Raw genomic sequence first — 25,602 nt, 5'->3', positions numbered from 1 at the left:
CACACTAACGCTCCTGGTCATAGCTGTTACTTGACTGCTCAGAACCCGCGCTGCGTCCCTGCTGGACACCGCGCCGCAGGTTGCTCAACCTGCCGCGGACGTCCTCCGGAGCGCGGGAGACCTGGGGGCCGCCCTGCGGGGTCGTCTCCGCTGCGCCCTCGACCAGGTTGGCCTTGGGCACGCGCCGAGGGAGACCGGACGGGGTGACCCCGCCCGCCTTCGGCTCACGGAGCTTTCCGGCCTGCTGCCAGCGTTCGTCGTTGCGCGAACGCCAGGCGGCGGTGCCTTCATTCTCCTCCGGCGCCCGCTCCGGTTCGGCGGCCTGCTGCTGACGCGGCGACCGCTGTTCGAAGAGGGATCCGGTGGACTCCGCTTCCTGCTTCCCGGGCGGCCACTGCTGCTGGCTGCCGCGTCGCGGCAGGCCCGCTCCGGTCATCGCGTGACCGGCGTCGGCAGCGGCACCCGGACGGTCGAAGCCTACGCGCTCCGGAGCCGGTTCGGGGACGGCCCGGGATTCCGATTCGGTCCCGTAATCCTGCTGGTAGGCAGCCGGATACGTGTTCTGTTCAGGCCATTCGGCCTGCCCCGACCCGGCATCGAAACCATTGTCGTAGCCCTGAGGGGCCGACTGGCTGTCCGCGTAGCCGTCTTCCGTATAGCCGTAGTCCTGCTGCGGGTACGCCTCGTAGCCCTGCTGTGCCTGCTGGGCCTCGTAGGAAGTGTCGTAGGCCTGCTCGGACTGCTGCTCGTACCCCTGGTACTCCTGGTACCCGTGCTCCGGCTGGGGTTCCGGATACTCCTGGCCGGGGTACTGCTGCTGTTCCTGCGGGTAACCCACCTGGGCCGCCAGCGCGGCCCGGCGCTCCTGCTGTCCCAGGGACCGGCCCACCGGGTCGGCCGGGAGGCCGTCCGCGCCCTGCTGCTCGTACCGCGAGTCGTCGAAGCCGAGCTCGGCGGCGGTGCGCAGCGGGGGAGCCACCTGGGCCTGCTGCTCCGGAATGATCTGCGAGACCGTGAAGTCGTCGTCCGGGATGCCCTCGCCACCGCCACCGTGGGTGATGGCGTCGGGGAGCATGATCAGCGAGGTGGTGCCCGCGGCCTCGCCCGAGGGGCGCAGCTGGACGCGGATGCTGTGGCGGTCCGCCAGCCGGCCGACCACGAACAGACCCATGCGCTGCGAGATCGCGGCGTCCACGGTCGGCGGGTTCGCCAGCTTGTGGTTGATGTCCGCGAAGTCCTCGGCGGTGAGGCCGATGCCCTTGTCGTGGATCTCGACCATCACGCGGCCGTCGGGCAGACGCGTGGCGTTGACGCGGACCTTGGTCTGCGGGGAGGAGAACGTGGTGGCGTTCTCCAGGAGCTCGGCGAGCAGGTGCACGAGGTCGGTCACGGCCTGGCCGTGGATCTCGGCCTCGGAGACACCGGAGAGCTCGATGCGCTCGTACTGCTCCACCTCGGAGGAGGCGGCGCGCAGTACGTCGACCAGGGGCACCGGCTGGTCCCAGCGGCGGCCCGGCTCCTCGCCCGCGAGGATGAGGAGGTTCTCGCCGTTGCGGCGCATACGGGTGGCCAGGTGGTCCAGGCGGAAGAGGTTCTCCAGCTGGTCCGGGTCGGCCTCGTTGTTCTCCAGGTCGGTGATGAGGGTCAGCTGGCCCTCGATCAGCGACTGGTTGCGCATGGAGAGGTTGGTGAAGATCGCGTTGACGTTCCCTCGCAGGAGCGCCTGCTCCGCCGCGAGCCGTACGGCTTCCCGGTGGACCTGGTCGAAGGCGCGGGCGACCTCGCCGATCTCGTCCTGGGAGTCGATGGGGATCGGGTGGACACGGGTGTCCACCTTGCCGGGATCGGTGCGTGAGAGCTGGTCGACGAGCATCGGCAGGCGCTGCTCGGCGATGTCGAAGGCTGCGGAGCGCAGGCGGGCCATCGCGCGGCCCATCTGGCGGGCCATCATGCCCGCCAGGATGAAGGCGGCGAGCAGGGCCACGACCACGATGGCGCCGTTGACGATGGCGTCGGTGCGGGCCTCGTCGGAGACCGCGACGGCGTCCTTGACGGCCTTGTCGAGGAGTTCCTTCTCGACCGTGTCGTAACCGTCGAACTTCGCGGTGGCGGCGGCCTGCCAGAACGCGGGGGTCGCCCCGGTCTCGGAGAGCTTCTTCTTGCTCTCGCTGTTGGCGATCGCGTCGGTCATGCCGAGGAGCGCGGAGTCGTTGATCGTCGGCGGGGGTATGAACCGGACACCGGCCTGCTCGGCCTGGTGCTTCGCGTCGGCGATCTTGGCCTTGCCCTCTTCGGACTTCTGGGCCATGACCGCCTTGAGGCGGTTCACGTCGTCCTCGGTACCCGCGGCGACGTACTCGCCGATGGCGATGTCTTCGAGGTAGGCGTAGGAGGAGAAGGCGACGAGCTGGGACTTGCGGGTGTTCTCGTCCGTGCTGGGGCGCACCAGCAGGTGCGTACCGACGGCGCGCTGCAGCGAGTTCGCCGCCTTGGCCAGCTGGATCGCGTAGACCATGCGGCCGTACGAGGTCACGTTGCCGGTGCCGAGACCGAGCTCGTTGGCGAACTGCATGAGGTAGTGCTGGACCAGCACATAGCCCTCTTCGGTCGGGATGGGCCCGGCCGTCCTGGGCAGATCCTTCTTGGGGCTCTCGATGGCCGCCTGGTACGCCTTGTCGCGTACGGCGTCCAGCTTGGGCTCCTCCGCACGGAAGAGGTCCAGTCGCCGCTCCAGGCCGAGGTTCTTCGGCATGTCCTGGACGGCCTTGTCGAACTTCTCCTTGGCCGCGGTGGTGTCCGCGTAGGCCTTGGCGACCTTCGGGTCCTTCGTCTGGCCGTTCAGGAGGGGCTCGGCGGTCAGGTCGCGCTCGTTGAGCAGTGCCTGGCTGTAGCCCGAGGCCGCCTGGACGACCGTGGCTATCTTCTCGGCGTCCTGGGCCTCGTTCCAGGTGTCGATGGAGCCCTTCACCTGGAAGCCGCCCATGACCAGACCCACCAGGGCCGGCACGAGCAGGATGGCGTTCAGACGGGTCGGCACACGCCAGTTGCGGGGCGAGAACCTGCTGCTGCTCCCGCGGCTCGCGGGCGGTTCCACGGGCACGTCGACGGGCGACGCGGCCGCTCGCGGCGGCGGGGTGAAGTTGCCGCGCGCGGGTTCATCCGCGGGGCTTGTGATGCTTCGCCTCACTCGACCAACAACCTCTCGGCGGTGCTACTAGCTAGTTCGTTGAATTCCAGCACGGTTAACGGCCGTGTTCCAAACAGTTGAATCCGGCCGCACCCAGAAGCTTATGCCCTGCATAAATCGGACATTAAGAGCGTCCTGCGGCAAAAATGGGGGCAGTTGTGCGCGCAGTGGTACCAGACGACCGCACCCCGTGGCCAAGTGGCCGCAATTCACTGTCGAAACGTTATGAACGACAGGGGCGGGCCGTGTCGTAAGACACAGCCCGCCCCTCCCGCACGACAACTGAAACCGTGTTATTTGAGCCGCGCCATGAGGGCGTGCTCGACGAGCGTGATGAGCGCGCTCTTCGCGTCCGCGCGGTGGCGGGCGTCGGTGGTGATGATCGGAGCCCCCGGGCCGATCTGCAGGGCCTCGCGGACTTCCTCCGGCGTGTAGGGCTGGTGGCCCTCGAAGCCGTTGAGCGCCACGACGAACGGCAGGCCGCTGTTCTCGAAGTAGTCGACCGCGGGGAAGCAGTCGGCGAGACGGCGGGTGTCCACGAGCACGATCGCGCCGATGGCGCCGCGCACGAGGTCGTCCCACATGAACCAGAAGCGGTCCTGGCCCGGGGTACCGAAGAGGTACAGGATCAGGTCCTGGTCCAGCGTGATGCGGCCGAAGTCCATGGCGACGGTGGTGGTCGTCTTGTCACCGGTGTGGGTGAGGTCGTCGATCCCGGCCGAGGCGCTGGTCATCACGGCTTCGGTGCGCAGCGGATTGATCTCCGACACGGCCCCGACGAACGTGGTCTTGCCCACGCCGAAGCCGCCCGCCACCACGATCTTCGCGGAGGTGGTGGAGCGGGGAGCCGCTCCGCTAGATGTTCCGAAGGCCACTGAGCACCCTTTCGAGCAGCGTTACATCCGGCGTGCCGCCGGCCTCTCCATTGCCCGGCTGGTGGATGGCCACCATTCCGGCCTCCGCCAGGTCGGCGACGAGGATCCGGGCGACACCGAGCGGCATCGACAGCAGTGCGGAGACCTCGGCGACCGACTTGACCTCGCGGCACAGCGTGCAGATGCGCTGGTGCTCCGGGAGCAGGCCGGACAGGTGCATCGGATCGGCGGTGGTGCTGACCAGCGCCTCGATGGCGAGCTGGTAGCGGGGCCGGGTCCGGCCGCCGGTCATCGCGTACGGCCGCACCAGCGGCTGGTCGCCTTCCGAGTACGAGTCTCCGTACGAATCGGAGTAGGCGGGGGGCGGGGTCATTGATCCTCCGGGCTGGACAGCAGTGGTCAGCGTGCCGTCTTACGGGGCGGCCGGTGGGGGGAACGGGATGACGGCCTGGCGGGGGTACTGGATTCCGGGGCGGTGCCCCGATCTCCCGGCCGGTAGTACCGTCCGGCCGGGAGAGTGGGAAGTCAGCTGAGCAGACTTCCCTGCAGTTCGGCACGCAGGTCCGGGGTGAGGACACTGCCCGCGCGATCCACCAGAAGAGCCATCTCGTAGCCCACGAGGCCGATGTCGCACTCGGGGTGCGCCAGTACGGCCAGCGAGGATCCGTCCGAGACCGACATGAGGAAGAGGAATCCCCGGTCCATCTCGACGACGGTCTGGTTGACGGCGCCGCCCTCGAAGATGCGGGAGGCACCGGCGGTCAGCGAGGTCAGTCCGGAGGCCACGGCCGCCAGCTGATCGGCGCGGTCGCGGGGGAATCCTTCGGACATCGCCAGAAGGAGTCCGTCGGCGGAGACCACCACCGTGTGGGACACCCCAGGGGTGTTGTCCACGAAGTTGGTGATCAACCAGTTCAGGTTCTGTGCCGCCTGGCTCATCGAACTCAACTAACGCTCCTGCTGGTAAGTGGGGTCGATGTGGTAACTGCCGGTCGCCGGTCCGTTGTTGCCGGCCTGACGGCCCTGCTGGATACCGCGTCGGAGGTTGGTCAGACGGCCGCGGACGTCGTCCGGGGCACGTGAGACCTGCGGACCCGTCTGCGCCTCGGCCTGCTGCTGCGCGGTGCCGGCCACGAGGTTCGCCCGCGGGACCCGGCGGGGCAGCCCCGAGGTCGTGATGCCGCCCGCGGCGGGCTGACGTACCCGCTCGGCCTGCCGCATCAGCTCGTCGTTCGGCGAGGACTTCCAGCTGACGGTCGGCATGGCGCCGGTCGCCGTGGCGGCCGAGTCGGCCGCCTGCTCCTGACCGCGCTGCGGCAGCGACTGCTGCTGCGGCGCCGGAGCCGCCGGAGCGGACTGCTGCGGCTGCTGGCCCTGCTGGGGGATCGCCGTCCCCGGTCCCTGCGCGGGGGGCTGCTGCCCCTCCTCGCGGAACCAGTTCGACTCCAGGGTGTCGAAGATCGGGCTGCGGGCGTCGCCGGAGCTCTGGGCCGGGGGCAGTGCCTCCGGCCGGTGGGCCTGCGGCAGCCGCGGGGTCTCGGGGCGCGCGGCCGGTGCGGGTGCGTACCCGTTGCCGGCCTGCGGAGCCTGGGCCTGCGGCTGCTGCGGGGCGTATCCGCCGACACCGGGACCGCCGGGCCGCTGGGGCTGGTAGCCCGGGCGCTCGAACTGTCCGGTGGTGGACGGGTTCATGGGGCCCCGTACGTCCGGACGCTCGAACTGGCCGGTCGTGCTGTTGCCGCCGTCCGCCTGGGGCATCGGGGCGTTGAAGTCCGGGCGGGCGAACTCGGCCGTCGAGCCGGGGCCCGAGAGCTCGTCGTGACCGCGCGCCTGGTCGCTGCCCCAGCTGGTGGTCTGCGGGCCGGGCAGCTCCGCACGCGGACCGCCACCACGCGGCGGCAGCTGCGGCCGGGAGCCGTTCGAAGCCGGTGCCGCGGGAGCGGCCGGCTGCTGGGGCTGCTGCTGTTGCGGCTGCTGCTGCTGAGGCTGCTGCGGTCGCTCGAAGCCGTTGCCCTGCGGGTACCCGGTCGGACCGGACGCCGGACGGGCCTGCGCGCCACCACCGAAGCCGGGGCTGGGGACCGGACCGCGGGTCGGCAGCGGAGCACCGGAACCGAAGGCGCTCTGGCCCTGGCCCGCGGTGGTCGGCCCCTGCTGCGGACGGCCACCGGGAGCACCGGGACCGCCCTGCTGCGGGCGGCCGCCCTGCGGACGCTGACCGGCGGCGCCGTCGCGGCCCGGCAGAGCGGCACGCTGGCCGCCGCCGGCGACCTGACCGCGCTGCGGGCCCGAGCCCACGGAGGGACGTGCGGGCGCGCCGCCCATGGCACCCTGCGCACCGGGAGCACCCGGAGCGCCGCCGGGGCCGCCCTGACCGCCCTGGCCCGCCATCGGAGCCGGCTTCTTGCCGCCCTGGGCGACGTCGACCGGCAGCATGACGAGGGCCGTCGTACCACCCGAGTCGGAGGGGCGCAGCTGGATACGGATGCCGTGTCGCAGGGACAGGCGGCCGACCACGAACAGACCCATGCGGCGGGAGACGGAGACGTCCACGGTCGGCGGCGACGCGAGTCGCTCGTTGATCGCGGCGAGGTCCTCGGGGGAGAGACCGATACCGGTGTCGTGGATCTCGACGAGCACGCGGCCGTCGGGGAGCGCGTGACCGGTGACCTTGACCTTGGTCTGCGGGGAGGAGAACGAGGTGGCGTTCTCCAGCAGCTCGGCGAGGACGTGCACGAGGTCGTTGACCACGCGGCCGGCGACGTCGGTGCCGGGCACCGAGGCCAGCTCGACACGCTCGTACTGCTCCACCTCGGAGGCGGCGGCACGGAGCACGTCGACCAGCGGGACGGGGCGGGTCCACCGGCGGCCCGGCTCCTCGCCCGCGAGGACGAGGAGGTTTTCGCCGTTACGGCGCATGCGGGTCGCGAGGTGGTCGAGCTTGAAGAGCGAGGACAGCTGGTCCGGGTCGGCCTCGCGCGACTCCAGCTCGGAGATGAGCGAGAGCTGACGCTGGATGAGGCCCTGCGAACGGCGCGAGAGGTTGGTGAACATCGCGTTGACGTTGCCTCGCAGGAGGGCCTGCTCGGCGGCGAGTCGGACGGCCTCGCGGTGCACGTCGTCGAATGCCGCGGCCACCTGGCCGATCTCGTCGCGGGTGTGCACACCGACCGACTCCACGGACGTGTCCACGTCCTGCGGGTCGGACTCGGACAGCTGCTTGACGAGCTCGGGCAGGCGGTCCTGGGCGACGCGCGTCGCGGTGTCCTGCAGGCGGCGCAGCGAGCGGATCATCGAGCGGGCCATGACGAAGGCGCCGACGAGGGAGACACCGAGGACGAGGAGGATCAGGGCACCGTTGATGATGGCGTCCTGCTGGGCCTCGTTCTTCAGCTCACGGGCCTTCTGCTCCATCTCTTCGAGCAGGGTCAGCTCGATGACCTTCATGGCCTGGAGCTTGGTGCCGTCGGCGTCGTACCAGTCGAGCCAGGAGCGGTTCTTCTCCCGGAGGAACGCGTCCGGGCTGGCCAGCACGCGGCGGGAGTAGCCGTCGGCGGTGGAGATCTCGGAGTTGCTGTCACCCAGACCCGCGAGGAGCTCCTCGGTCCGGCCCTGGTAGACGAGCCCGAAGGTGGTCTTCGCCTGCTGCTCGCCCTTCTGCGCGGAGAGGGCGTACAGCCGGTCGTTCTCCCGCAGCACACCCTGTCGCTCGTTGGTGTCGGGGAGCGAGGCGGCGATGATCGCGCGCTGGATGGAGGCGTACTCCTTGGCGGCGGAGAACGCGGCCAGGGCGCGGGTACGCTTGATCATCTCCGGGTTGGAGGTGGCCTGCGCCATGTCCTGGGAGAGCGAGAGCAGCGAGACGATGACCGCGTTGTACTCACTGACGGTCTGCTGGGCGCCGGCGGTGTACGCCCGGGTGCGGATCGTCTCGATGTTGGTGAGCTGGCGGCCGATCTGCAGGACGTTGTTACGGATCGACCTGAGCGTGTCGTCCTTCTCGCCCGTGCTGTCGACCTTGTCGGTCGCGGCGTTGAAGGCCTTGGCCGCGGTGTCGGTCTGCTGGCGCACGACGTCGACACTGCTGGTGGTCTTGCCGTTGGAGAGCGAGAGGGGACCCGCCGACAGGTCACGCTCCTCCTGGAGCATGGCCGCCAGGTTGGTGGCCTGTCGCGTCATCGTCGTCAGGAGCTGCATGTGCTCCAGCTGCGCGATGTCGTTGAGCGAGTCGTTGATACGGAAGCCACCGAGCGTGGTGGCGGCGACGACCGGCAGGGTCAGCAGCGACACCAGTCGCGTGCTGATGCGCCAGTTCTGCATGGCGAGGCGAGAACCGGGCCCGTTGGGGGCCTTCGGTATCGCCGCGTCCTGCTCAGCCGGTAGTCCGGCAGGCGGGGTGGGTCCGGCTTTCGCCTTGACCCTGGCCTTCACGGACTTCCCACGGCCCTTCGCCTTCACCGCGGCGGAGGTGTCGGGGCCTGCGCCCTCGACAGCCGGCCCGCGGTTCTGGGCGTGCTGGGGCGAGGAGCCACGGTCGGTCCCGCCGCGCGGCTCCTGCTCCGCCGCAGCGCTGCCATCCCTCTTGAATCGTCCCTGCACTAGCGTCGCAACCTCTGGACCAGGCGTCCCGCCGGGCGACCGGTGGGACGGTGTCGAGTCGTGGGGCACTTGCCGCCCCATGGTGGTCGTCGGTGACCGGCGCGTCTTCCTCTCCGTACCACCGCGCTCGGCGCTGGTTCGCGCCACCTGCGCGCCGGTGTTTCCCGCGGCGGTCCCGCGAATTCCAGCACAGTGGCGGATCTCCAACAAGGTGCGAGTGTCGGCCCGGGGAGTCGATTACGGCTTGTGACAGATGCGCTACACGATGTGCGACTGCATTCGGTAGAAATCGGACTTACGTCATCCAAACAACGCGGCTGTCAAGGTGTCCCAGTCGAGATGATCAGGAGCGGAATGACGCATTCAGTGGCGCAATGTCCGTTTCAGGGGGTGGAATTGGGTGTCCAATTCGTCCGTGATGTCGGGTCAAGGGTGAGCAAACTCACATAGCCATGGCCATTACTTCCCGGTTCGCCGGGGGATTCAGATGTTTAGCCTTGCCCCTTAAAGGGTTGGCGCCAGGGTTGGTGCATGCGACAGCCGACACTCACATATCGAACCGAGGACCCCGAACTCCGATGAAGACGACGACGATGTTCCGCAACATAGCCAACCCCCGCCGCACGACCCTCGCGCACCTCAAGGACGCCGAGGACCTGCAGGCGGCACCGGCCACCCCGGAGCACTCCGTCGAGCTGCCGACGCAGACCGCGAACCCGCGCCGCACCGTCCTGATGAACGTGCCGGTCGCCGCCGCCGCGGAGTAGCCACCCCGTAAAGGAACGTGAAGCGCCGCTGCCCGCCGCGTTAGCCTGGGGTCCGCAGACTCCAGCCAGCGGAAATACAGAGGGGCAGACGCAACAGGTGCGCATCGCCAGGTTCTCGATCGACGGCAACGTCGCGTTCGGCGCGGTCGAGGGCGACGGCGCCCCCGGCGACGACTCCACGCTCGTGCTCGACATCATCAAGGGCATCCCCTTCGCGGACTTCGAGCTCTCGGGTACGAAGGTCCCGATGAGCAAGGTCCGGCTGCTGCCGCCCGTGCTCCCGAACAAGGTCGTGGCCGTCGGCCGCAACTACGCGGAGCACGCGGCGGAGCTCGGCAACGAGGTCCCGGACGCCCCGATCACCTTCTTCAAGCCCTCCACCTCGGTGGTCGGCCCGGGTGACCCGATCACGTACCCCTCCTTCTCCCAGGACGTGCACCACGAGGCGGAGCTCGCCGTGGTCATCGGCCGTATGTGCCGTGAGGTCCCGAGGGAGCGCGTCAAGGACGTCATCCTCGGCTACACCTGCGCCAACGACGTCACCGCGCGCGACGTCCAGCAGCGGGAGAAGCAGTGGGCCCGGGCCAAGGGCTTCGACAGTGCCTGCCCCCTCGGCCCCTGGATCGAGACCGACCTGGACCCGGGCGACCTCACCATCCAGTGCACGGTCAACGGCGAACAGCGCCAGCTCGGCCGCACCAGTGAGATGGTCCGCTCCGTCGAGGACCTGATCGTCCACATCTCCGAGGCCATGACGCTGCTGCCCGGCGACGTCATCCTCACGGGGACCCCGGCCGGAGTCGGCCCCCTCAACGTCGGCGACGAGGTCGCCGTCACCATCGAAGGCATCGGCACTCTCACCAACAAGGTGATCAAGCGTGGCTAACGCGAACGTCCGCGTACGTTTCTGTCCCTCCCCGACCGGCAACCCCCACGTGGGCCTGGTCCGGACCGCACTCTTCAACTGGGCGTTCGCCCGCCACCACGGCGGCACGTTCGTCTTCCGCATCGAGGACACCGACGCGGCCCGCGACTCCGAGGAGTCCTACGACCAGCTGCTCGCCTCGCTGCGCTGGCTCGGCTTCACCTGGGACGAGGGCCCCGAGGTCGGTGGCCCGCACGCTCCGTACCGCCAGTCCGAGCGCATGGACATCTACGCGGACGTCGCGAAGAAGCTGCTCGACGGCGGCTACGCGTACCACTGCTACTGCTCCACCGAGGAGCTCGACGCCCGCCGCGCGGCCGCCCGCGCCGCCGGCAAGCCCTCCGGCTACGACGGCCACTGCCGCGAGCTCACCCCCGTGCAGGTCGAGGCGTACCAGGGCGAGCACCGCCCGGCGATCGTCCGCTTCCGGATGCCCGACGAGCCGATCACCTTCACGGACCTCGTCCGCGGGGAGCTGACCTTCACCCCGGAGAACGTGCCGGACTTCGGCATCGTCCGGGCCAACGGCGCCCCGCTGTACACGCTGGTCAACCCGGTCGACGACGCGCTGATGGAGATCACGCACGTCCTGCGCGGCGAGGACCTGCTGTCCTCGACCCCCCGCCAGATCGCGCTCTACAAGGCACTGATCGAGCTGGGTGTCGCCAAGTCCACCCCCGCCTTCGGCCACCTGCCGTACGTGATGGGTGAGGGCAACAAGAAGCTCTCCAAGCGCGACCCCGAGGCCTCGCTCAACCTGTACCGCGAGCGCGGCTTCCTTCCCGAGGGCCTGCTGAACTACCTCTCGCTCCTCGGCTGGTCCTTCTCCAAGGACCAGGACGTCTTCTCGATCGAGGAGATGGTCCAGAAGTTCGACATCGACGGCGTGAACGCCAACCCGGCCCGCTTCGACCTGAAGAAGGCCGAGTCGATCAACGGCGACCACATCCGCCTGCTGGACCCGAAGGCCTTCGCGGACGCCTGCGCCCCGTGGCTGCAGGCCCCGCACGCCAACTGGGCCCCCGAGGACTTCGACGCCGAGGCCTGGGCGCGGATCGCCCCGTACGCCCAGACCCGGGTGACCGTCCTGTCGGACATCACGGCCAACGTCGACTTCCTGTTCCTGAAGGAGCCGGTGGCGGACCAGGCCTCGTGGGACAAGGCGATGAAGGGCGAGCCGGCCGCGCTGCTCACCACGGCGCGCGCGGGCCTGGAGGCGGCGGACTGGACGGACCCCGAGTCCCTCAAGCAGGCCGTCCTGACCGCCGGTGAGGCCCACGGCCTCAAGCTCGGCAAGGCCCAGGCCCCGGTCCGCGTGGCCGTCACCGGGCGCACGGTCGGCCTGCCGCTCTTCGAGTCCCTGGAGATCCTGGGCAAGGAGCGCTCGCTGGCCCGCATCGACGCGGCGCTGGCCAAGCTCGCCGCCTGACCCGCAGCAGCACCCGTCCGTCCCGCAGGGGGCGGCGTCCGGAACCCCGGACGCCGCCCCCTGCGGCGTCCCGTCCGCGATCCGGAAGGCCCCGCATGCCCCTCGCCGCTCCCGACTTCGCCCGGCACTTCACGCCCGGCAACGCCTTCCGTGACGAAGAGGGAGACCTCGGGACCCTCTCGGTGGCGGACGGGGGCGAGCTGTGGCTGCCGACCGGCCGGCTGGTGGCCTGCGATCCCATGGCCTACCTGGGGCCGGACACCCAGCCGCCGTTCCACGTCGGGGTCGCGCCCGGCCGCTACCGGCTGGAAGCGGCGCTCGTCACGTGGTCCCCGGCCGGCGAGCCGCCCCCGCAGGGGTCCCCCCGCCCGGATCTCGCCGCCCTGCGGCTGGTGGTCACGCAGGCGCCGACGGCCTCCTGGGAGCTCGCGCTCCGCGGCGGGCAGCGCCTGGAGGACCTGGGGCCGGGCGAGCTCTACGGCTACGGCGTGGACGCGGGCGTGGGGGCCTTCCACGACGCGTCCGCCGGGCGGGACTTCGCCGACCGCGAGGCCACCCGGGAGCTGCTGCGCGCCCCGTTCCTCGCGGACGGGTACCGGCACCCCGGTCCGTACGTGCTCACCGGCCCCCGGGGTAGTCAAGTGGCGGTCTTCCAGTCCGGCTGGGGCGACGGGGTGTACCCCACCTGGGTGGGGCGGGACGCGGCCGGCCGGGTCACCTGCTTCCTCACGGACTTCTTCGTCGTGCCCCCGCGGGAGGGCGCTTCGGCATAGGCTCGGGCACATGCCGATCCGCGCCGTGCTGTGGGACATCGACGACACCCTCTTCGACTACACGGGCGCCGACGCCGTCGGGCTGGCGCGACAGTTGGAGGTCACGGGCCTGGCGGGCCGGTACGGGACCCCCGCGCAGGCGCTCGCACGGTGGCGGGAGATCACCGAACGGCACTGGGCGCGCTTCGCGGCCGGCGAGGGCACCTTCCAGGGGCAGCGGCAGGACCGGGTGCGGGAGTTCCTGGAGCGGCCCGGGATGACCGCGGACGAGGCCGACGCCTGGTTCGACCGGTACGTGGAGCACTACAAGTCCGCCTGGACCGTCTTCCCCGACGTGGTGCCCGCTCTCGACGCCCTCGCGGCGGACTACCGGCACGGGGTGCTGTCCAACTCCTCCACCGCCAACCAGGACCCGAAACTCCGCGACCTCGGACTGCGCGACCGCTTCGAGGTGCTGGTCTGCGCCGTGGAACTCGGGATCAGCAAACCCGAGGCGGGGGCCTTCCTGGCCGCGTGCGAGGAGCTCGGGCTGGCGCCCGGCGAGGTGGCGTACGTGGGGGACCAGCCGGAGATCGACGCGCGGGGAGCGCGTGACGCCGGACTGATGGCCGTCTGGATCGACCGCGACGGCGTCCGGGGCCCGGGTCCCGACGGCGCGCACCGCATCGAGGGCCTTGACCAGCTCCCGCTGCTGCTGGCACGGGATACCCGTTTTGGAGCACGGTCAGGCATCCGGTAATGTTCTTTCTGCGCCGCCGGAGCGGGCCGAGAGGCCGAACGGAGGCGCCACCCGAAGAAAAGCCCCGGTAAGGGGTTGACTTTTGGTGGGGTATAGTGTAATTGGCAACACGAGGGTTTCTGGTTCCCTTATTCTAGGTTCGAGTCCTGGTACCCCAGCGCAGTGCAGCAGTAACGCAGTGCTTTGCCCCCGTTGTGTAGCGGCCTAGCACGCCGCCCTCTCAAGGCGGTAGCGCCGGTTCGAATCCGGTCGGGGGTACAGATCCTTCCCGCGAGATCTCCAGGGTCGCACCCGGATGTCTTGATGCAGGATCGCTAGGGCCCCCGTTGTGTAGCGGCCTAGCACGCCGCCCTCTCAAGGCGGTAGCGCCGGTTCGAATCCGGTCGGGGGTACTGTTGGTCTGGTCTAGACCACTTTGGGCTATAGTGTAATTGGCAACACGAGGGTTTCTGGTTCCCTTATTCTAGGTTCGAGTCCTGGTAGCCCAGCGCAGTAACAGCAGCACCAGCTAGCCCCCGTTGTGTAGCGGCCTAGCACGCCGCCCTCTCAAGGCGGTAGCGCCGGTTCGAATCCGGTCGGGGGTACGCATAGAAGAGGCCCTCCGCGTTCATCGCGGAGGGCCTCTTCCGTGTGGTGTCGACGTACGCGTAAGTGCGGGCCCGGAGGCGCGTGTCAGGACGTGTGCGGCGTCGTACGCGCCCCCGGACCCGGGGGGTGAACATGGTGGGACCGAAAGGTCAGCCGGAGCGGCGCAGGGCCTCCGTGAGCCGGGCGGCCGCGTCGATGACGGCCTGGGCGTGCATCCGGCCCGGGTGGCGGGTCAGCCGCTCGATCGGTCCGGAGACCGACACGGAGGCCACCACACGGTTCGACGGCCCGCGCACCGGCGCCGAGACGGAGGCCACGCCGGGCTCCCGCTCGCCGATCGACTGTGCCCAGCCGCGCCGCCGTACGCCCGAGAGCGCCGTCGCCGTGAAGCGCGCGCCCTGAAGGCCGCGGTGGAGCCGCTCGGGCTCCTCCCACGCCATCAGGATCTGCGCGGCCGAACCGGCCTTCATCGGGAGCGTCGAGCCCACCGGGACGGTGTCCCGAAGACCCGAGAGCCGCTCCGCGGCCGCCACGCAGATGCGCATGTCCCCCTGACGCCGGTAGAGCTGCGCGCTCTCTCCCGTCACGTCGCGGAGGTGGGTGAGTACCGGTCCCGCCGTGGCCAGCAGGCGGTCCTCGCCGGCCGCGGCGGCGAGCTCCGCCAGCCGCGGTCCGAGGATGAACCGGCCCTGCATGTCCCTCGCCACCATCCGGTGGTGTTCCAGTGCCACGGCGAGGCGATGTGCCGTGGGTCGTGCGAGCCCTGTCGCCGCGACCAGCCCGGCGAGGGTGGCCGGACCGGACTCCAGTGCGCTCAATACCAGAGCTGCCTTGTCGAGAACGCCGACGCCGCTAGAGTTGTCCATGAAACGATATTCGCGTCTCACACTGTGAAACGCAAGTTCAATTTTTCCAAGAACCAGCGAATCTGTATGTGCGGGTCCACGAACCACTGGGTCCGAGCCGTCGTCCGGGACGTGGGGTACGGGCCACGGCGCACAAGATCTCTATGAAGCGCCGGCACAACCGGCCGGCCGGAGGGAAAGCGATGGGTAGGACACTCGCGGAGAAGGTCTGGGACGACCATGTCGTCCGGCGCGCCGAAGGCGAGCCCGACCTCCTCTTCATCGATCTGCACCTGCTGCACGAGGTGACCAGCCCGCAGGCCTTCGAAGGACTGCGTCAGGCCGGCCGCAAGGTCCGACGCCTCGACCTCACCATCGCGACCGAGGACCACAACACCCCCACCCTCGACATCGACAAGCCGATCGCCGACCCGGTCTCCCGCGCCCAGCTGGAGACGCTGCGGGCGAACTGCGCCGAGTTCGGCGTACGCCTGCACTCGCTGGGCGATGTCGAGCAGGGCGTCGTCCACGTCGTGGGACCGCAGCTGGGCCTGACCCAGCCGGGCACCACCGTGGTCTGCGGCGACTCGCACACCTCCACGCACGGTGCCTTCGGCGCGCTGGCCTTCGGTATCGGCACGAGCCAGGTCGAGCACGTGCTGGCCACCCAGACGCTGCCGCTGGCCCGCCCGAGGACGATGGCGATCACCGTCACCGGCGCGCTCGCCGAGGGTGTCACCGCCAAGGACCTCATCCTCGCGATCATCGCCAGGATCGGCACGGGCGGCGGCCAGGGCTACATCCTGGAGTACCGCGGCGAGGCCATCGAGAAGCTGTCGATGGAAGCCCGCATGACCATCTGCAACATGTCGATCGAGGCCGGCGCCCGTGCGGGCATGATCGCGCCCGACCAGACCACCTTCGACTACCTGCAGGGCCGCGACCACGCCCCTGCGGGCGACGACTGGGACGCGGCGGTCGCGTACTGGAAGACCCTGCGCACCGACGACGACGCGGTCTTCGACGCCGAGGTCGTCATCGACGGCACGACGCTGTCCCCCTTCGTCACCTGGGGCACCAACCCGGGCCAGGGCGCGCCCCTGTCGGCCGAGGTCCCCGACCCGGCTTCGTACGAGGACGCTTCGGAGCGTCTGGCCGCCGAAAAGGCCCTGGAGTACATGGGGTTGACCGCCGGACAGCCGCTGCGCGACATCAAGGTCGACACCGTCTTCGTAGGTTCCTGCACCAACGGCCGCATCGAGGACCTGCGCGCCGTCGCCGGGATCATCGAGGGCCGCAAAGTCGCCGACGGCGTACGGATGCTGGTCGTCCCCGGCTCGGTCCGGGTCGCCCTGCAGGCCGTGGAAGAGGGCCTGGACAAGGTCTTCAAGGAGGCCGGCGCCGAGTGGCGGCACGCGGGCTGTTCGATGTGTCTGGGCATGAACCCCGACCAACTGGCGCCCGGTGAACGCTCCGCGTCCACCTCCAACCGCAATTTCGAGGGCCGGCAGGGCAAGGGCGGGCGCACCCACCTGGTCTCCCCGCAGGTGGCCGCCGCCACCGCGGTGCTGGGCCATCTGGCCTCGCCCGCCGACCTGTCCGCCGCCGACGCGACCGCCGGAGTCTGAACCATGGAAGCCTTCACCACCCACACCGGCCGGGCCGTCCCGCTGCGCCGCAGCAACGTCGACACCGACCAGATCATCCCGGCCCACTGGCTGAAGAAGATCACCCGTGACGGGTTCGAGGACGGGCTCTTCGAGGCCTGGCGCAAGGACCCGGAGTTCGTCACGAACCGCCCAGAGCGCGCCGGCGCGACCGTACTCGTCGCCGGTCCCGACTTCGGTACGGGCTCCTCGCGCGAGCACGCCGTCTGGGCCCTGCAGAACTTCGGCTTCAAGACGGTCATCTCCTCCCGCTTCGCCGACATCTTCCGCGGGAACTCGCTGAAGAACGGTCTGCTGACCGTCGTCCTCCCGCAGGAGACCGTCGAGCGGCTGTGGAAGCTGACCGAGGCCGACCCCACCGCCGAGATCACGGTCGACCTGGTCGACCGCCAGGTGCGAGCGGAAGGCGTCGTCGCGGAGTTCGAACTCGACGACAACGCCCGCTGGCGTCTGCTGGAGGGCCTGGACGACATCTCGCTCACCCTTCAGAACGAAGCGGACATCGCCACATACGAAAGCGCCCGCCCCGCCCACAAGCCGCGCACGATTCAGGCCTGATTCCTGCCTGATCAGCGCTTATTCACCTTCGGGTGATCACATCGACAACACTGTGCCCCCCGCCCTCCGGCGGGGGGCACAGCCGTTTGTTGAGGCCCCGTGAGGCGACAACTCGCCCCAGATGGCACAATCTGTGCATGGAACGCGACAGTCAACTCGAGCTCTACGAACTCGTCGCGGACCGGCTGAAAGAAGCACACACACGGGTGCGCTCACTGCAAGTCCCGGAGGGCGTAAGGATGGCGCTGTCCCGGAAGCTGTTGGTCGTCACAGCCGCGGCGAAGCATGATCTCGCCGATGCGGCAAGGCGCCTGGACAGGTTGATGAAGGACCTCGACGAGGGTCGATTCCCTGAAGGCGACTGATGCGAAGGAACTCCGTAACGGACTACAGCGTTGCGGCACTAGGGTGATTAGCCCGTTTCGTGTTTGATTTGCGGTATATATCCGCCTAACGTGCGAAATAAGCTTGAACACATTCGTTCTGGCGAAGTCTCCGAAGGGGAAGACGTGAACAAGGCGCAGCTCGTAGAAGCGATTGCCGACAAGCTGGGCGGCCGCCAGCAGGCCGCGGATGCTGTCGACGCGGTACTGGACGCGATCGTCCGCGCTACCGTCGCGGGCGACCGGGTCTCGGTCACGGGCTTCGGCTCGTTCGAGAAGGTCGACCGTCCGGCCCGTTACGCCCGCAACCCGCAGACGGGTGAGCGCGTCCGGGTCAAGAAGACCTCTGTGCCCCGCTTCCGTGCCGGCCAGGGCTTCAAAGACCTGGTCAGCGGCACCAAGAAGCTCCCCAAGGGCGGCGAGGTCTCCGTGAAGAAGGCGCCCAAGGGCAGCCTCACGGGTGGTGCCTCCGCCACGGTCAAGAAGGCCGCCGCGAAGAAGGCCACCACCGCCAAGAAGGCCGCGGCAAAGACCACGGTCGCAAAGAAGGTCGTGGCGAAGAAGGCCACGGCGACCGCCAAGAAGGCGGCGGTGAAGAGCACCGCCACGGCCAAGAAGGCCACCGCGGCCGCGAAGAAGACCACCGCCGCGGCGAAGAAGACCACGCCCGCCGCGAAGAAGACCACCGCCGCGGCGAAGAAGACCGCGCCGGCGGCCAAGAAGGTCACCGCAGCGACGAAGGCGCCCGCCAAGAAGACGGCGACGCGCAAGGCCACCGCGAAGAAGACCACCGCCCGCAAGAAGTAGGGGCACGCGTCACACAGGCCGGGCCGGCTTTCCCCGAGCGGGGGAGCCGGCCCGCGGTGCGTCCGGGGCGCCGGCGCCCCGTCCGTTCAGAACGTCTGCAGCGTCACCAGGGTGATCCGCAGGTTCGCACCCGCGCCGTCCGTCTCGATCCGTACCCGCTGTCCGGGCCGCAGCAGCCGCAGGCCCCCTGCGTCGAAGGCCGGGGCCTCGAAGGGCACCGGCGTGCCGTCGTCCAGCAGCACGCTGCCGCTGCGGGTCTGGGAGTCGTACGTGTACGCGGTCGCCTGCATACGGGCACTGTATCGGGCGGTGTGACGTCCCACACCGAGGGTGAGCGCCGTCCGCAGGTCGGCAGCCGTGTCCACGTCCCGGCGCACGCTGTCCACGTCCGGCAGGGCGATTTCCACGGCTCCCGAAGCCGAATGCCTGGCCCGTGACGGCCCGCCGAAGGACGGCCCCAATTCCACGTCCGGCGCGGCGGAAAGCAGGGTCGTCCCGATTCCGGCCGCATCGGCCAGAAATGCCCGGGGAAATACCGAGGCGTTTTCGAGCACGCGTTGCAATTCCGGGGGCCGCAGCGCCGGCAGATCGGCGTTCAGTGCGGCCACCGCGGCGCCCGGCCGTCCCGACCGCACCGCCCGTGCCCCGTGGTCCAGGGCCGGGTTGAGCCCGGCCGCCGGGACGTCCGGAACGATCCGCGCCCCGAGCCGCGCCAGTTCCGCACCCGCCGCGGCGTCGTCCGTGACGACCACCACATCGGCGACCGCCGCGCAGGCCAGGGCTCCCGCGACGGTGTCCTGCGCGAAGGCCAGGGCAAGGCCCGGACGAGAGGCGCCCACAGCCCGCGCGAGACGGCTCTTGGCCACCGCCAGAGGCTTCAGCGGGACCACCAGACTCCAGACGGCGTTCGTGACGGACCTCTTCCCTCCGGTGCGCTCGGGCACGTCCTTCGGCCATGGTCGGGTCATGGCCGGGTCATGTGTCGGCCCATTGTCGCCTCCGCCCGGGCAACCCGGGAGTCCGGCGGGGTGAGCGGGGCGTACGGTGTTCTCGACAGAGACCGGGCGTGGGGTGACACTTGTCCGGCCCACGAGGTGCCGAGGCCGCGCACCGGTCCTAGAGGAAGGTGTCCGAGTGTCCCGCCGCAGAATCGGCTTCTGGTACCGCCTGGCGGCGGTCATCGCAAAACCGCCGCTGGTAGTGCTCTTCAAGCGGGACTGGCGGGGAATGGAGCACATTCCGGCCGAGGGCGGATTTATCACCGCCGTCAATCACAACTCGTATCTGGACCCGCTCTCGTACGCGCACTTCCAGTACAACACCGGCCGCGTGCCCCGATTGCTCGCCAAGGCCGCCCTCTTCAAGGTCCCCATTGTCGGGTCGATCCTGCGCGGCAGCGGACAGATCCCCGTCTACCGGGAGTCCACCAACGCCCTGGACGCATTCCGGGCCGCCGTGGACGCCATCGAGCGGGGCGAATGCGTGGCCTTTTACCCGGAGGGCACCCTCACCCGCGACCCCGACATGTGGCCGATGGCCGGCAAGACCGGCGCCGCCCGCGTGGCGCTGATCACCAGGGCGCCCGTCATTCCGGTGGCCCAGTGGGGCGCGAACCTCGCGATGCCGCCCTACGCCAAGGAGAACAAGGTCCGGCTCTTCCCGCGCAAGACCCTCCAGGTGCTCGCCGGCCCGCCGGTGGACCTGTCCGCCTTCTACGACCGCGAACCCACCCCGGAAGTCCTCCGGGAGGTCACCGAGGTCATCATGGCGGCCATCACCGCGCTGCTGGAGGAGGTGCGCGGCGAGACCGCGCCCGAGCAGCCGTACGACCATCGCAACGCCAGGGCGGAACAGCGGCGCAAGGCCGCAGGGGAGGGCAACAAGTGACACGTCCCGTGAAGGCGACCGTCTTCGGAACAGGCTCCTGGGGCACGGCCTTCGCCATCGTGCTCGCCGACGCCGGCTGCGAGGTGACGCTGTGGGGCCGCCGCCGGGAGGTGGTCGACTCCATCAACACCGGGCGGACCAACCCGGACTACTTCCCGGGCGTGGAACTCCCCGGGAACCTCCGGGCCACCACCGACCCGGCCGAGGCCGCGGCCGGCGCCGACTTCACCGTCCTCGCCATCCCCTCCCAGACCCTGCGCGACAACCTGGCCGCCTGGGCGCCGCTGCTGGCCCCCGACACCGTGCTCGTCTCCCTGATGAAGGGCATCGAACTCGGCACCGCCAAGCGGATGAGCGAGGTCATCGAGGAGGTGGCCAAGGTCCCCGCCGAGCGCATCGCCGTGGTCACCGGCCCCAACCTGGCCGCCGAGATCGCCGCCCGCCAGCCCGCCGCCTCCGTCGTCGCCTGCGTGGACGAGGGCGTGGCCCAGCGCCTCCAGGCCGCCTGCCACACCGCGTACTTCCGGCCGTACACGAGCACCGACGTCACCGGGTGCGAGCTCGGCGGCGCCGTCAAGAACGTCATCGGCCTCGCCGTCGGCATCGCGGACGGCATGGGCCTGGGCGACAACACCAAGGGCTCGCTCATCACCCGCGGACTCGCCGAAGCGACCCGCCTCGGCGTGGCGATGGGCGCCGACCCGCTCACCTTCTCCGGCCTCGCCGGCCTCGGTGACCTGGTCGCCACGTGCTCCTCGCCGCTCTCCCGGAACCACACCTTCGGCACCAACCTCGGACGCGGGATGACCCTGGAGGAGACCATCGCGGTCACCAGGCAGACCGCCGAGGGCGTCAAGTCCTGCCAGTCGGTGGCGGATCTGGCGCGCCGCCACGGGGTGGACATGCCCATCACCGACACGGTGGTGGACATCGTCCACCACGGCAAGCCGACCCTGGTCGCCCTCAAGGACCTGATGGGCCGCAGCGCCAAACCGGAACGTCGCTGACTCCATTCCGCACGCCTGAGCGGGTACTCTCGTGGCGATATGAGCAGCGAGAACCTCCCCCAGACCCCTGAGCAGCAGGGCCGCAAGCCCCGCGTGGCCGTCGTGTTCGGCGGCCGCAGCTCGGAACACGCCATCTCGGTCGTCACGGCGGGCGCCGTGCTGCGCTCCATCGACCGCTCCAAGTACGAGGTGCTGCCCATCGGCATCACCACGGACGGCCGATGGGCGCTGACCGCCGACGAGCCCGAGCGGATGGCCATCGCCGACCGCAAGCTCCCGAGTGTCGAGGAGCTCGCCGACTCCGAGGACGGCGCCGTCGTGCTCTCGGTCGACCCGGCCAGCCGCCAGGTCGTCTACACCGAACCGGGCGCCGTCCCCAAGGCCCTGGGCGAGGTCGACGTCGTCTTCCCCGTGCTGCACGGCCCGTACGGCGAGGACGGCACCCTCCAGGGCCTCCTGGAGCTCTCCGGCATCCCGTACGTCGGCTCCGGCGTCCTCGCCTCGGCCGTCGGCCAGGACAAGGACTACATGAAGCGGGTGTTCACGTCCTTCGGGCTGCGCGTCGGCCCGTACGTGACCATCCGCCCCCGCGAGTGGGACACCGACCGGGACGCCGCCACCGGCAGGATCCTGGACTTCGCCGCCGAACACGGCTGGCCGCTGTTCGTGAAGCCCGCCCGGGCCGGCTCCTCCATCGGCATCACCAAGGTCGACGACGCCTCCGGTCTCGACGCCGCGGTCAAGGAGGCCCGCCGCCACGACCCGAAGATCATCGTGGAGGCGCTGCTGCGCGGCCGCGAGATCGAGTGCGGCGTCCTGGAGTTCGAGGACGGGCCGCGCGCGAGCGTCCCCGCCGAGATCCCGCCGGTGTCCAGCCACGACTTCTACGACTTCGAGGCGAAGTACATCGACTCCGCCTCCGGGATCGTGCCCGCCCCGCTGACCCCGGAGCAGACCGCCGAGGTCCAGCGGCTCGCGATCGAGGCCTTCGAGGCCGCGTCGTGCGAGGGCCTGGTACGCGCCGACTTCTTCCTCACCGAGGACGGCGAATTCGTCATCAACGAGATCAACACGATGCCGGGCTTCACCCCGATCTCGATGTACCCGCTGATGTGGCAGAAGACGGGCATCGAGTACCCGGAGCTGGTGGACAGCCTGATCCAGGCGGCCCTGCGCCGCTCCACCGGCCTGCGCTGAGACCCGGGCGCCGTACGGAACGCCGACCGCCCGCCGACCGCCTTCGAAGGCGGTCGGCGGGCGGCGGTGTGCTCGGTACCCGGTGCGCGGTACTCAGTAGGAGGAGATGCCCTCGGGCACGGTCGCGGCGATCGCCGTGGACAGGCCGACCAGCATCCCCGCATCCGTGGCATGCTCCTTGTCGACCTGGACCTCGGTGTAGGCCAGCCGGAGCCCGGTGGTGAACCGGAACCCCCCGCCGGAGCCGTCGTCGAGCTTCTCCAGCAGCCAGGCCACCCCGTTCACGTGGATGCCGTCCTGCTTCGGATCGAGCATCTTCGGGGGCTTGGGGATACCGCACCGCAGTACGATCGCCGAACCGCCCCACGCGGCGGTCAGATCGGACTCCGGTTCGGTTCTGGTCCGCGCCAGGCCGGCCACCGTCTCCGGGAGCTCCTTGTGCAGTGCCGCACAGAGCTCCCCGATGGCGGCGGGCGGCGTGGGCGGAGGGTCCAACCGGGCTTCGGATCCACCCGGGGAGCACGCCGCGGCGGCCAGGACGGCCATCGAGGCGGGCAGGGCGGACAGGACGCGGACACGCAGGGGCCGGTGGTGGAGGGACATCACCGGCCAAGAGTAGACGGGGGCTACAGATGGACCACCGGGCAGGTCAAGGTGCGGGTGATCCCCTCCACCTGCTGGACCTTGGCCACGACCATGCGGCCGAGGTCGTCCACGGTGTCGGCCTGGGCACGCACGATCACGTCGTACGGGCCCGTCACGTCCTCGGCCTGGATCACCCCCGGGATCTGGCCGATGGACTCGGCGACGAACGACGCCTTGCCCACTTCGGTCTGGATAAGGATGTACGCCTGTACCACGGAACCTCCAGGGCGGCCACGAGGATCATTTCCCCTAACCTTCGGGTGGGCCCCACACGATTGAACGGGCCGGGGGAAGAAGGGACGCCACGGTACCGCGTCGCCGTGCGCCGCGGGGAGACCCGCGGGCCCGGCGCCACGCACAGCGGGGCGTACGGAGAGCAGAAGTTGACGTATCTGTTGACGGTACCCAGAGCTGAGACGGCTCGCGACCGCAAGCGGACTGGGCAAGAAGGGGCACAGCGATGAAGGGCACTGTCGGCGAGCTGGGGGAGTTCGGGCTGATCAGGGAGCTCACCTCACGGCTCACCACCACCCCGGCGGTCCGGCTCGGACCGGGCGACGACGCCGCGGTGGTGTCCGCCCCCGACCGGCGGGTCGTGGCGAGCACCGACATCCTGCTGGAAGGCCGGCACTTCCGGCGTGACTGGTCCACGGCCTACGACGTCGGCCGCAAGGCCGCCGCGCAGAACCTCGCCGACATCGCCGCCATGGGCGCGGTGCCCACCGCGCTGCTGCTCGGCCTCGTCGTCCCCGCCGAACTCCCGGTCACCTGGCCCACCGAGCTCATGGACGGGATCCGCGACGAGTGCCAGGTCGCCGGCGCGGCCGTGGTCGGCGGGGACGTCGTCCGCGGGGACGTCATCACCGTGGCCATCACCGCCCTCGGGGACCTGCGCAACCACGAGCCCGTCCTGCGCTCCGGCGCCCAGCCCGGCGACGTCGTGGCCGTCACCGGCTGGCTCGGCTGGTCCGCGGCCGGGTTCGCCGTGCTCTCGCGCGGCTTCCGCTCCCCGCGGGCCTTCGTCGAGGCGCACCGGCGCCCCGAACCGCCCTACCACGCGGGCCCCGCGGCCGCCGGACTCGGCGCCAGCGCCATGACCGACGTCAGCGACGGCCTGATCGCCGACCTCGGGCACATCGCCGAGGCCAGCAAGGTACGGATCGACCTGCGCTCGGCGGCCGTCGACATCCCGACCCAGATGCACGACATCGGACAGGCCGTCGGCGTGGACCCGCTGCAGTGGGTCCTCACCGGGGGAGAGGACCACGCGATCGTGGCGACCTTCCCGCCCGACGTGAAGCTCCCCGCCCGCTGGAAGGTCATCGGCGAGGTGCTCAACCGCTCCGCGCTGCCCCAGGTGACCGTCGACGGCGCGCCGTGGACCAGCACCGGCGGCTGGGACCACTTCGGGGCCGACCCGGCCCCCCAGGACGGCGCGCCGTGAGCACCGCCCCGCCGCTGTGCCTGACCGTCGCCGGATCCGACTCCGGCGGCGGCGCGGGCATCCAGGCCGACCTCAAGACCATGCTGGCGCTCGGCGTGCACGGCATGAGCGTGGTGACCGCCGTGACGGCGCAGAACTCGCTCGGGGTACGCGGAGTGTGGGAGCTGCCCGCCGAGGCCGTGGCGGCCCAGTACCGGGCCGTCGTGGACGACATCGGCGTACAGGCGGTGAAGACCGGGATGCTCTCCTCAGCCGTCCTGGTCGAGACGGTGGCCGCGCTGCTCGCGGACACCCGGGCCCCCGCCGTCGTGGACCCCGTCGGGGTCTCCAAGCACGGGGACGCGCTGCTCGCCGCCTCGGCGCTGGACGCCGTACGCAAGGAGCTGCTGCCGCGGGCCACCGTGGCCACCCCCAATCTGGACGAGGTGGCCCAGCTCACCGGCGTGGTGGTGGAGACCGAGGACGACATGCGGCGGGCCGCCGACGCGATCCTCGGCCACGGGCCGAGGTGGGCGCTGATCAAGGGCGGACACCTCGCGGCGCACGGCCACGAGGCGGTGGACCTGCTCACCGACGGTACCGAGGAACGGTGGCTGCGCGCCCCGCGTCACGACAACCGGCACACCCACGGCACGGGCTGCACCCTCGCGAGCGCGATCGCGGCGGGCCTGGCCAGGGGACTGACCGTCCCGGAGGCCGTCACGGCCGCCAAGGAGTACGTCACCGGCGCCATCGCCGCCGGCTTCGCGCTCGGCGGGGGCATCGGCCCGGTGGATCACGCGTGGCAGTGGCGCTGAACCCGCCGCGACGGCCCGGCCGGCCCTCCCGCCGGGCCCCCGGACAAGGCAAAAGGCCGGTTCACCAGAGGTGAACCGGCCTTTTTGGCAACCGGAAAGGGCTGCGCTACGACGGGAGGCGTCAGCGCGAGACCTTGCCGGCCTTGATGCACGAGGTGCAGGCGTTGAGGCGCTTCGGCGTCCCATTGACCACGGCACGGACGCGCTGGATGTTCGGGTTCCAGCGACGCGAGGTGCGGCGGTGCGAGTGGGAGATGTTGTTGCCGAAGCTCGGCCCCTTGGCGCAAACGTCGCAGTTGGCAGCCACAGGTCACTCCAAGACTTCAGATGCAATTACAGTGAAACCGGCGCACCGGATTCAGAGGTCTGAAGTGGTTTGCCGGGGGAATGGCCCGACTCTCGCCGGGCAACCGGAGCAGCATACAACGACTGCGTCCGTCCAAGAAAACTACCATGGCCGCCGCTGCCCCCGCCCCGCGGTCC

Annotated in this window: 23 protein-coding genes, 5 tRNA genes and 1 pseudogene; 19 read left to right on the top strand and 10 right to left on the bottom strand. The window is 70.2% G+C overall.

From position 1 onward, the window contains the following. Nucleotides 1-4: 4 nt before the first annotated feature. From Sspor_RS14785 to Sspor_RS14765, 5 genes are all read right to left on the bottom strand, one after another. Nucleotides 5-3,187: a sensor histidine kinase gene (locus tag Sspor_RS14785; protein ID WP_202199557.1), complete on the bottom strand. Its 3,183-nt coding sequence runs from the start codon at nt 3,185-3,187 to the stop codon at nt 5-7. A 293-nt stretch (nt 3,188-3,480) separates the two neighbouring features. After that, nucleotides 3,481-4,062: a GTP-binding protein gene (locus Sspor_RS14780; RefSeq protein ID WP_046776286.1), complete on the bottom strand. Its 582-nt coding sequence runs from the start codon at nt 4,060-4,062 to the stop codon at nt 3,481-3,483. Further along, nucleotides 4,043-4,435, bottom strand: a complete 393-nt coding sequence (locus tag Sspor_RS14775) for a DUF742 domain-containing protein (protein WP_030014827.1) — start codon at nt 4,433-4,435, stop codon at nt 4,043-4,045. Before Sspor_RS14775 ends, Sspor_RS14780 begins: the two co-directional genes overlap by 20 nt. A gap of 152 nt (nt 4,436-4,587) precedes the next feature. Then, nucleotides 4,588-5,001 carry a roadblock/LC7 domain-containing protein gene (locus Sspor_RS14770; protein WP_150212026.1) on the bottom strand — a complete coding sequence of 138 codons (414 nt, stop codon included), beginning with the start codon at nt 4,999-5,001 and terminating at the stop codon, nt 4,588-4,590. 9 nt (nt 5,002-5,010) lie between these two features. Beyond that, complete coding sequence (locus tag Sspor_RS14765) at nt 5,011-8,661, bottom strand: sensor histidine kinase (protein ID WP_202199555.1); 3,651 nt, start codon at nt 8,659-8,661, stop codon at nt 5,011-5,013. A 578-nt stretch (nt 8,662-9,239) separates the two neighbouring features. Between Sspor_RS14765 and Sspor_RS14760 the strand changes: the two genes are divergently transcribed. The 10 genes from Sspor_RS14760 (at nt 9,240) to Sspor_RS14715 (ending at nt 13,878) form a co-directional block, all read left to right on the top strand. Beyond that, complete coding sequence (locus Sspor_RS14760; protein WP_030773475.1) at nt 9,240-9,428, top strand: hypothetical protein; 189 nt, start codon at nt 9,240-9,242, stop codon at nt 9,426-9,428. Between the two features lie 97 nt (nt 9,429-9,525). Beyond that, nucleotides 9,526-10,314 (top strand): fumarylacetoacetate hydrolase family protein, encoded by a 789-nt coding sequence (locus Sspor_RS14755; protein ID WP_202199554.1) that lies wholly within the window; start codon nt 9,526-9,528, stop codon nt 10,312-10,314. Further along, the gene (gene gltX, locus Sspor_RS14750; protein WP_202199553.1) at nt 10,307-11,782 is read left to right on the top strand and encodes a glutamate--tRNA ligase; all 1,476 of its coding nucleotides are present in this window, start codon (nt 10,307-10,309) and stop codon (nt 11,780-11,782) included. Before Sspor_RS14755 ends, gltX begins: the two co-directional genes overlap by 8 nt. A gap of 95 nt (nt 11,783-11,877) precedes the next feature. Next, a complete protein-coding gene (locus Sspor_RS14745) occupies nt 11,878-12,555 on the top strand; it encodes a DUF4241 domain-containing protein (protein ID WP_202199552.1) in 678 nt (225 codons plus the stop codon). A 10-nt stretch (nt 12,556-12,565) separates the two neighbouring features. Then, on the top strand, nt 12,566-13,294 hold the full coding sequence (locus tag Sspor_RS14740; protein WP_202199551.1) for an HAD family hydrolase: 729 nt from the start codon (nt 12,566-12,568) through the stop codon (nt 13,292-13,294). An 86-nt stretch (nt 13,295-13,380) separates the two neighbouring features. Continuing rightward, nucleotides 13,381-13,452 (top strand) — tRNA-Gln (locus Sspor_RS14735). Nucleotides 13,453-13,479: 27 nt separating this feature from the next. Beyond that, nucleotides 13,480-13,552, top strand: a tRNA-Glu gene (locus Sspor_RS14730). A 61-nt stretch (nt 13,553-13,613) separates the two neighbouring features. Beyond that, nucleotides 13,614-13,686 (top strand) — tRNA-Glu (locus Sspor_RS14725). A 24-nt stretch (nt 13,687-13,710) separates the two neighbouring features. Continuing rightward, a tRNA-Gln gene (locus Sspor_RS14720) sits at nt 13,711-13,782 on the top strand. Between the two features lie 23 nt (nt 13,783-13,805). Continuing rightward, nucleotides 13,806-13,878, top strand: a tRNA-Glu gene (locus Sspor_RS14715). 153 nt (nt 13,879-14,031) lie between these two features. On the opposite strand, the gene ndgR is transcribed toward Sspor_RS14715, so the two are convergent. Next, entirely contained in the window at nt 14,032-14,748 is a 717-nt protein-coding gene (ndgR, locus tag Sspor_RS14710; RefSeq protein WP_007266782.1) for an IclR family transcriptional regulator NdgR, read from the bottom strand. Nucleotides 14,749-14,930: 182 nt separating this feature from the next. On the opposite strand from ndgR, the gene leuC reads away from it, so the two are divergent. From leuC to Sspor_RS14690, 4 genes are all read left to right on the top strand, one after another. Continuing rightward, entirely contained in the window at nt 14,931-16,355 is a 1,425-nt protein-coding gene (gene leuC, locus Sspor_RS14705) for a 3-isopropylmalate dehydratase large subunit (RefSeq protein ID WP_202199550.1), read from the top strand. 3 nt (nt 16,356-16,358) lie between these two features. Further along, nucleotides 16,359-16,952, top strand: a complete 594-nt coding sequence (gene leuD / locus Sspor_RS14700) for a 3-isopropylmalate dehydratase small subunit (protein WP_202199549.1) — start codon at nt 16,359-16,361, stop codon at nt 16,950-16,952. A gap of 137 nt (nt 16,953-17,089) precedes the next feature. Beyond that, the gene (locus Sspor_RS14695) at nt 17,090-17,317 is read left to right on the top strand and encodes an SCO5555 family protein (RefSeq protein ID WP_030009267.1); all 228 of its coding nucleotides are present in this window, start codon (nt 17,090-17,092) and stop codon (nt 17,315-17,317) included. 144 nt (nt 17,318-17,461) lie between these two features. Then, nucleotides 17,462-18,142: an HU family DNA-binding protein gene (locus tag Sspor_RS14690; protein WP_202199548.1), complete on the top strand. Its 681-nt coding sequence runs from the start codon at nt 17,462-17,464 to the stop codon at nt 18,140-18,142. 293 nt (nt 18,143-18,435) lie between these two features. On the opposite strand, the pseudogene cofC reads toward Sspor_RS14690, so the two are convergent. Further along, a pseudogene (gene cofC, locus Sspor_RS14685) lies at nt 18,436-19,086 on the bottom strand (2-phospho-L-lactate guanylyltransferase); the annotation flags it as partial. 190 nt (nt 19,087-19,276) lie between these two features. On the opposite strand from cofC, the gene Sspor_RS14680 reads away from it, so the two are divergent. Genes Sspor_RS14680 through Sspor_RS14670 form a run of 3 tightly spaced genes read left to right on the top strand, consistent with a single transcriptional unit; the run spans nt 19,277 to nt 22,233 of the window. After that, complete coding sequence (locus tag Sspor_RS14680) at nt 19,277-20,029, top strand: lysophospholipid acyltransferase family protein (RefSeq protein ID WP_030718404.1); 753 nt, start codon at nt 19,277-19,279, stop codon at nt 20,027-20,029. Beyond that, complete coding sequence (locus tag Sspor_RS14675; protein ID WP_202199546.1) at nt 20,026-21,036, top strand: NAD(P)H-dependent glycerol-3-phosphate dehydrogenase; 1,011 nt, start codon at nt 20,026-20,028, stop codon at nt 21,034-21,036. Before Sspor_RS14680 ends, Sspor_RS14675 begins: the two co-directional genes overlap by 4 nt. 39 nt (nt 21,037-21,075) lie before the next feature. Next, nucleotides 21,076-22,233, top strand: coding sequence for a D-alanine--D-alanine ligase family protein (locus Sspor_RS14670; RefSeq protein WP_202199545.1), 1,158 nt, complete (start codon nt 21,076-21,078; stop codon nt 22,231-22,233). A gap of 93 nt (nt 22,234-22,326) precedes the next feature. Here Sspor_RS14670 and Sspor_RS14665 read toward each other — a convergent pair whose 3' ends face one another. Both Sspor_RS14665 and Sspor_RS14660 read right to left on the bottom strand, forming a co-directional pair. Further along, on the bottom strand, nt 22,327-22,836 hold the full coding sequence (locus Sspor_RS14665) for a DUF3515 domain-containing protein (protein WP_202203662.1): 510 nt from the start codon (nt 22,834-22,836) through the stop codon (nt 22,327-22,329). Nucleotides 22,837-22,859: 23 nt separating this feature from the next. Beyond that, on the bottom strand, nt 22,860-23,093 hold the full coding sequence (locus Sspor_RS14660; protein ID WP_030011290.1) for an Lrp/AsnC family transcriptional regulator: 234 nt from the start codon (nt 23,091-23,093) through the stop codon (nt 22,860-22,862). A 245-nt stretch (nt 23,094-23,338) separates the two neighbouring features. On the opposite strand from Sspor_RS14660, the gene Sspor_RS14655 reads away from it, so the two are divergent. Beyond that, on the top strand, nt 23,339-24,322 hold the full coding sequence (locus Sspor_RS14655; protein ID WP_202199544.1) for a thiamine-phosphate kinase: 984 nt from the start codon (nt 23,339-23,341) through the stop codon (nt 24,320-24,322). After that, nucleotides 24,319-25,119: a bifunctional hydroxymethylpyrimidine kinase/phosphomethylpyrimidine kinase gene (gene thiD / locus Sspor_RS14650; RefSeq protein ID WP_202199543.1), complete on the top strand. Its 801-nt coding sequence runs from the start codon at nt 24,319-24,321 to the stop codon at nt 25,117-25,119. The genes Sspor_RS14655 and thiD overlap by 4 nt, the downstream gene beginning before the upstream one ends. 121 nt (nt 25,120-25,240) lie before the next feature. Here the strand turns inward: thiD and rpmB are convergent, their stop codons facing one another. Beyond that, on the bottom strand, nt 25,241-25,426 hold the full coding sequence (gene rpmB, locus Sspor_RS14645; RefSeq protein ID WP_007266795.1) for a 50S ribosomal protein L28: 186 nt from the start codon (nt 25,424-25,426) through the stop codon (nt 25,241-25,243). Between the last annotated feature and the right edge of the window lie 176 nt (nt 25,427-25,602).

Source organism: Streptomyces spororaveus (genome assembly GCF_016755875.1).
Lineage (GTDB): Bacteria > Actinomycetota > Actinomycetes > Streptomycetales > Streptomycetaceae > Streptomyces > Streptomyces spororaveus.
This window is presented reverse-complemented; position numbering and strand designations above follow the sequence as displayed.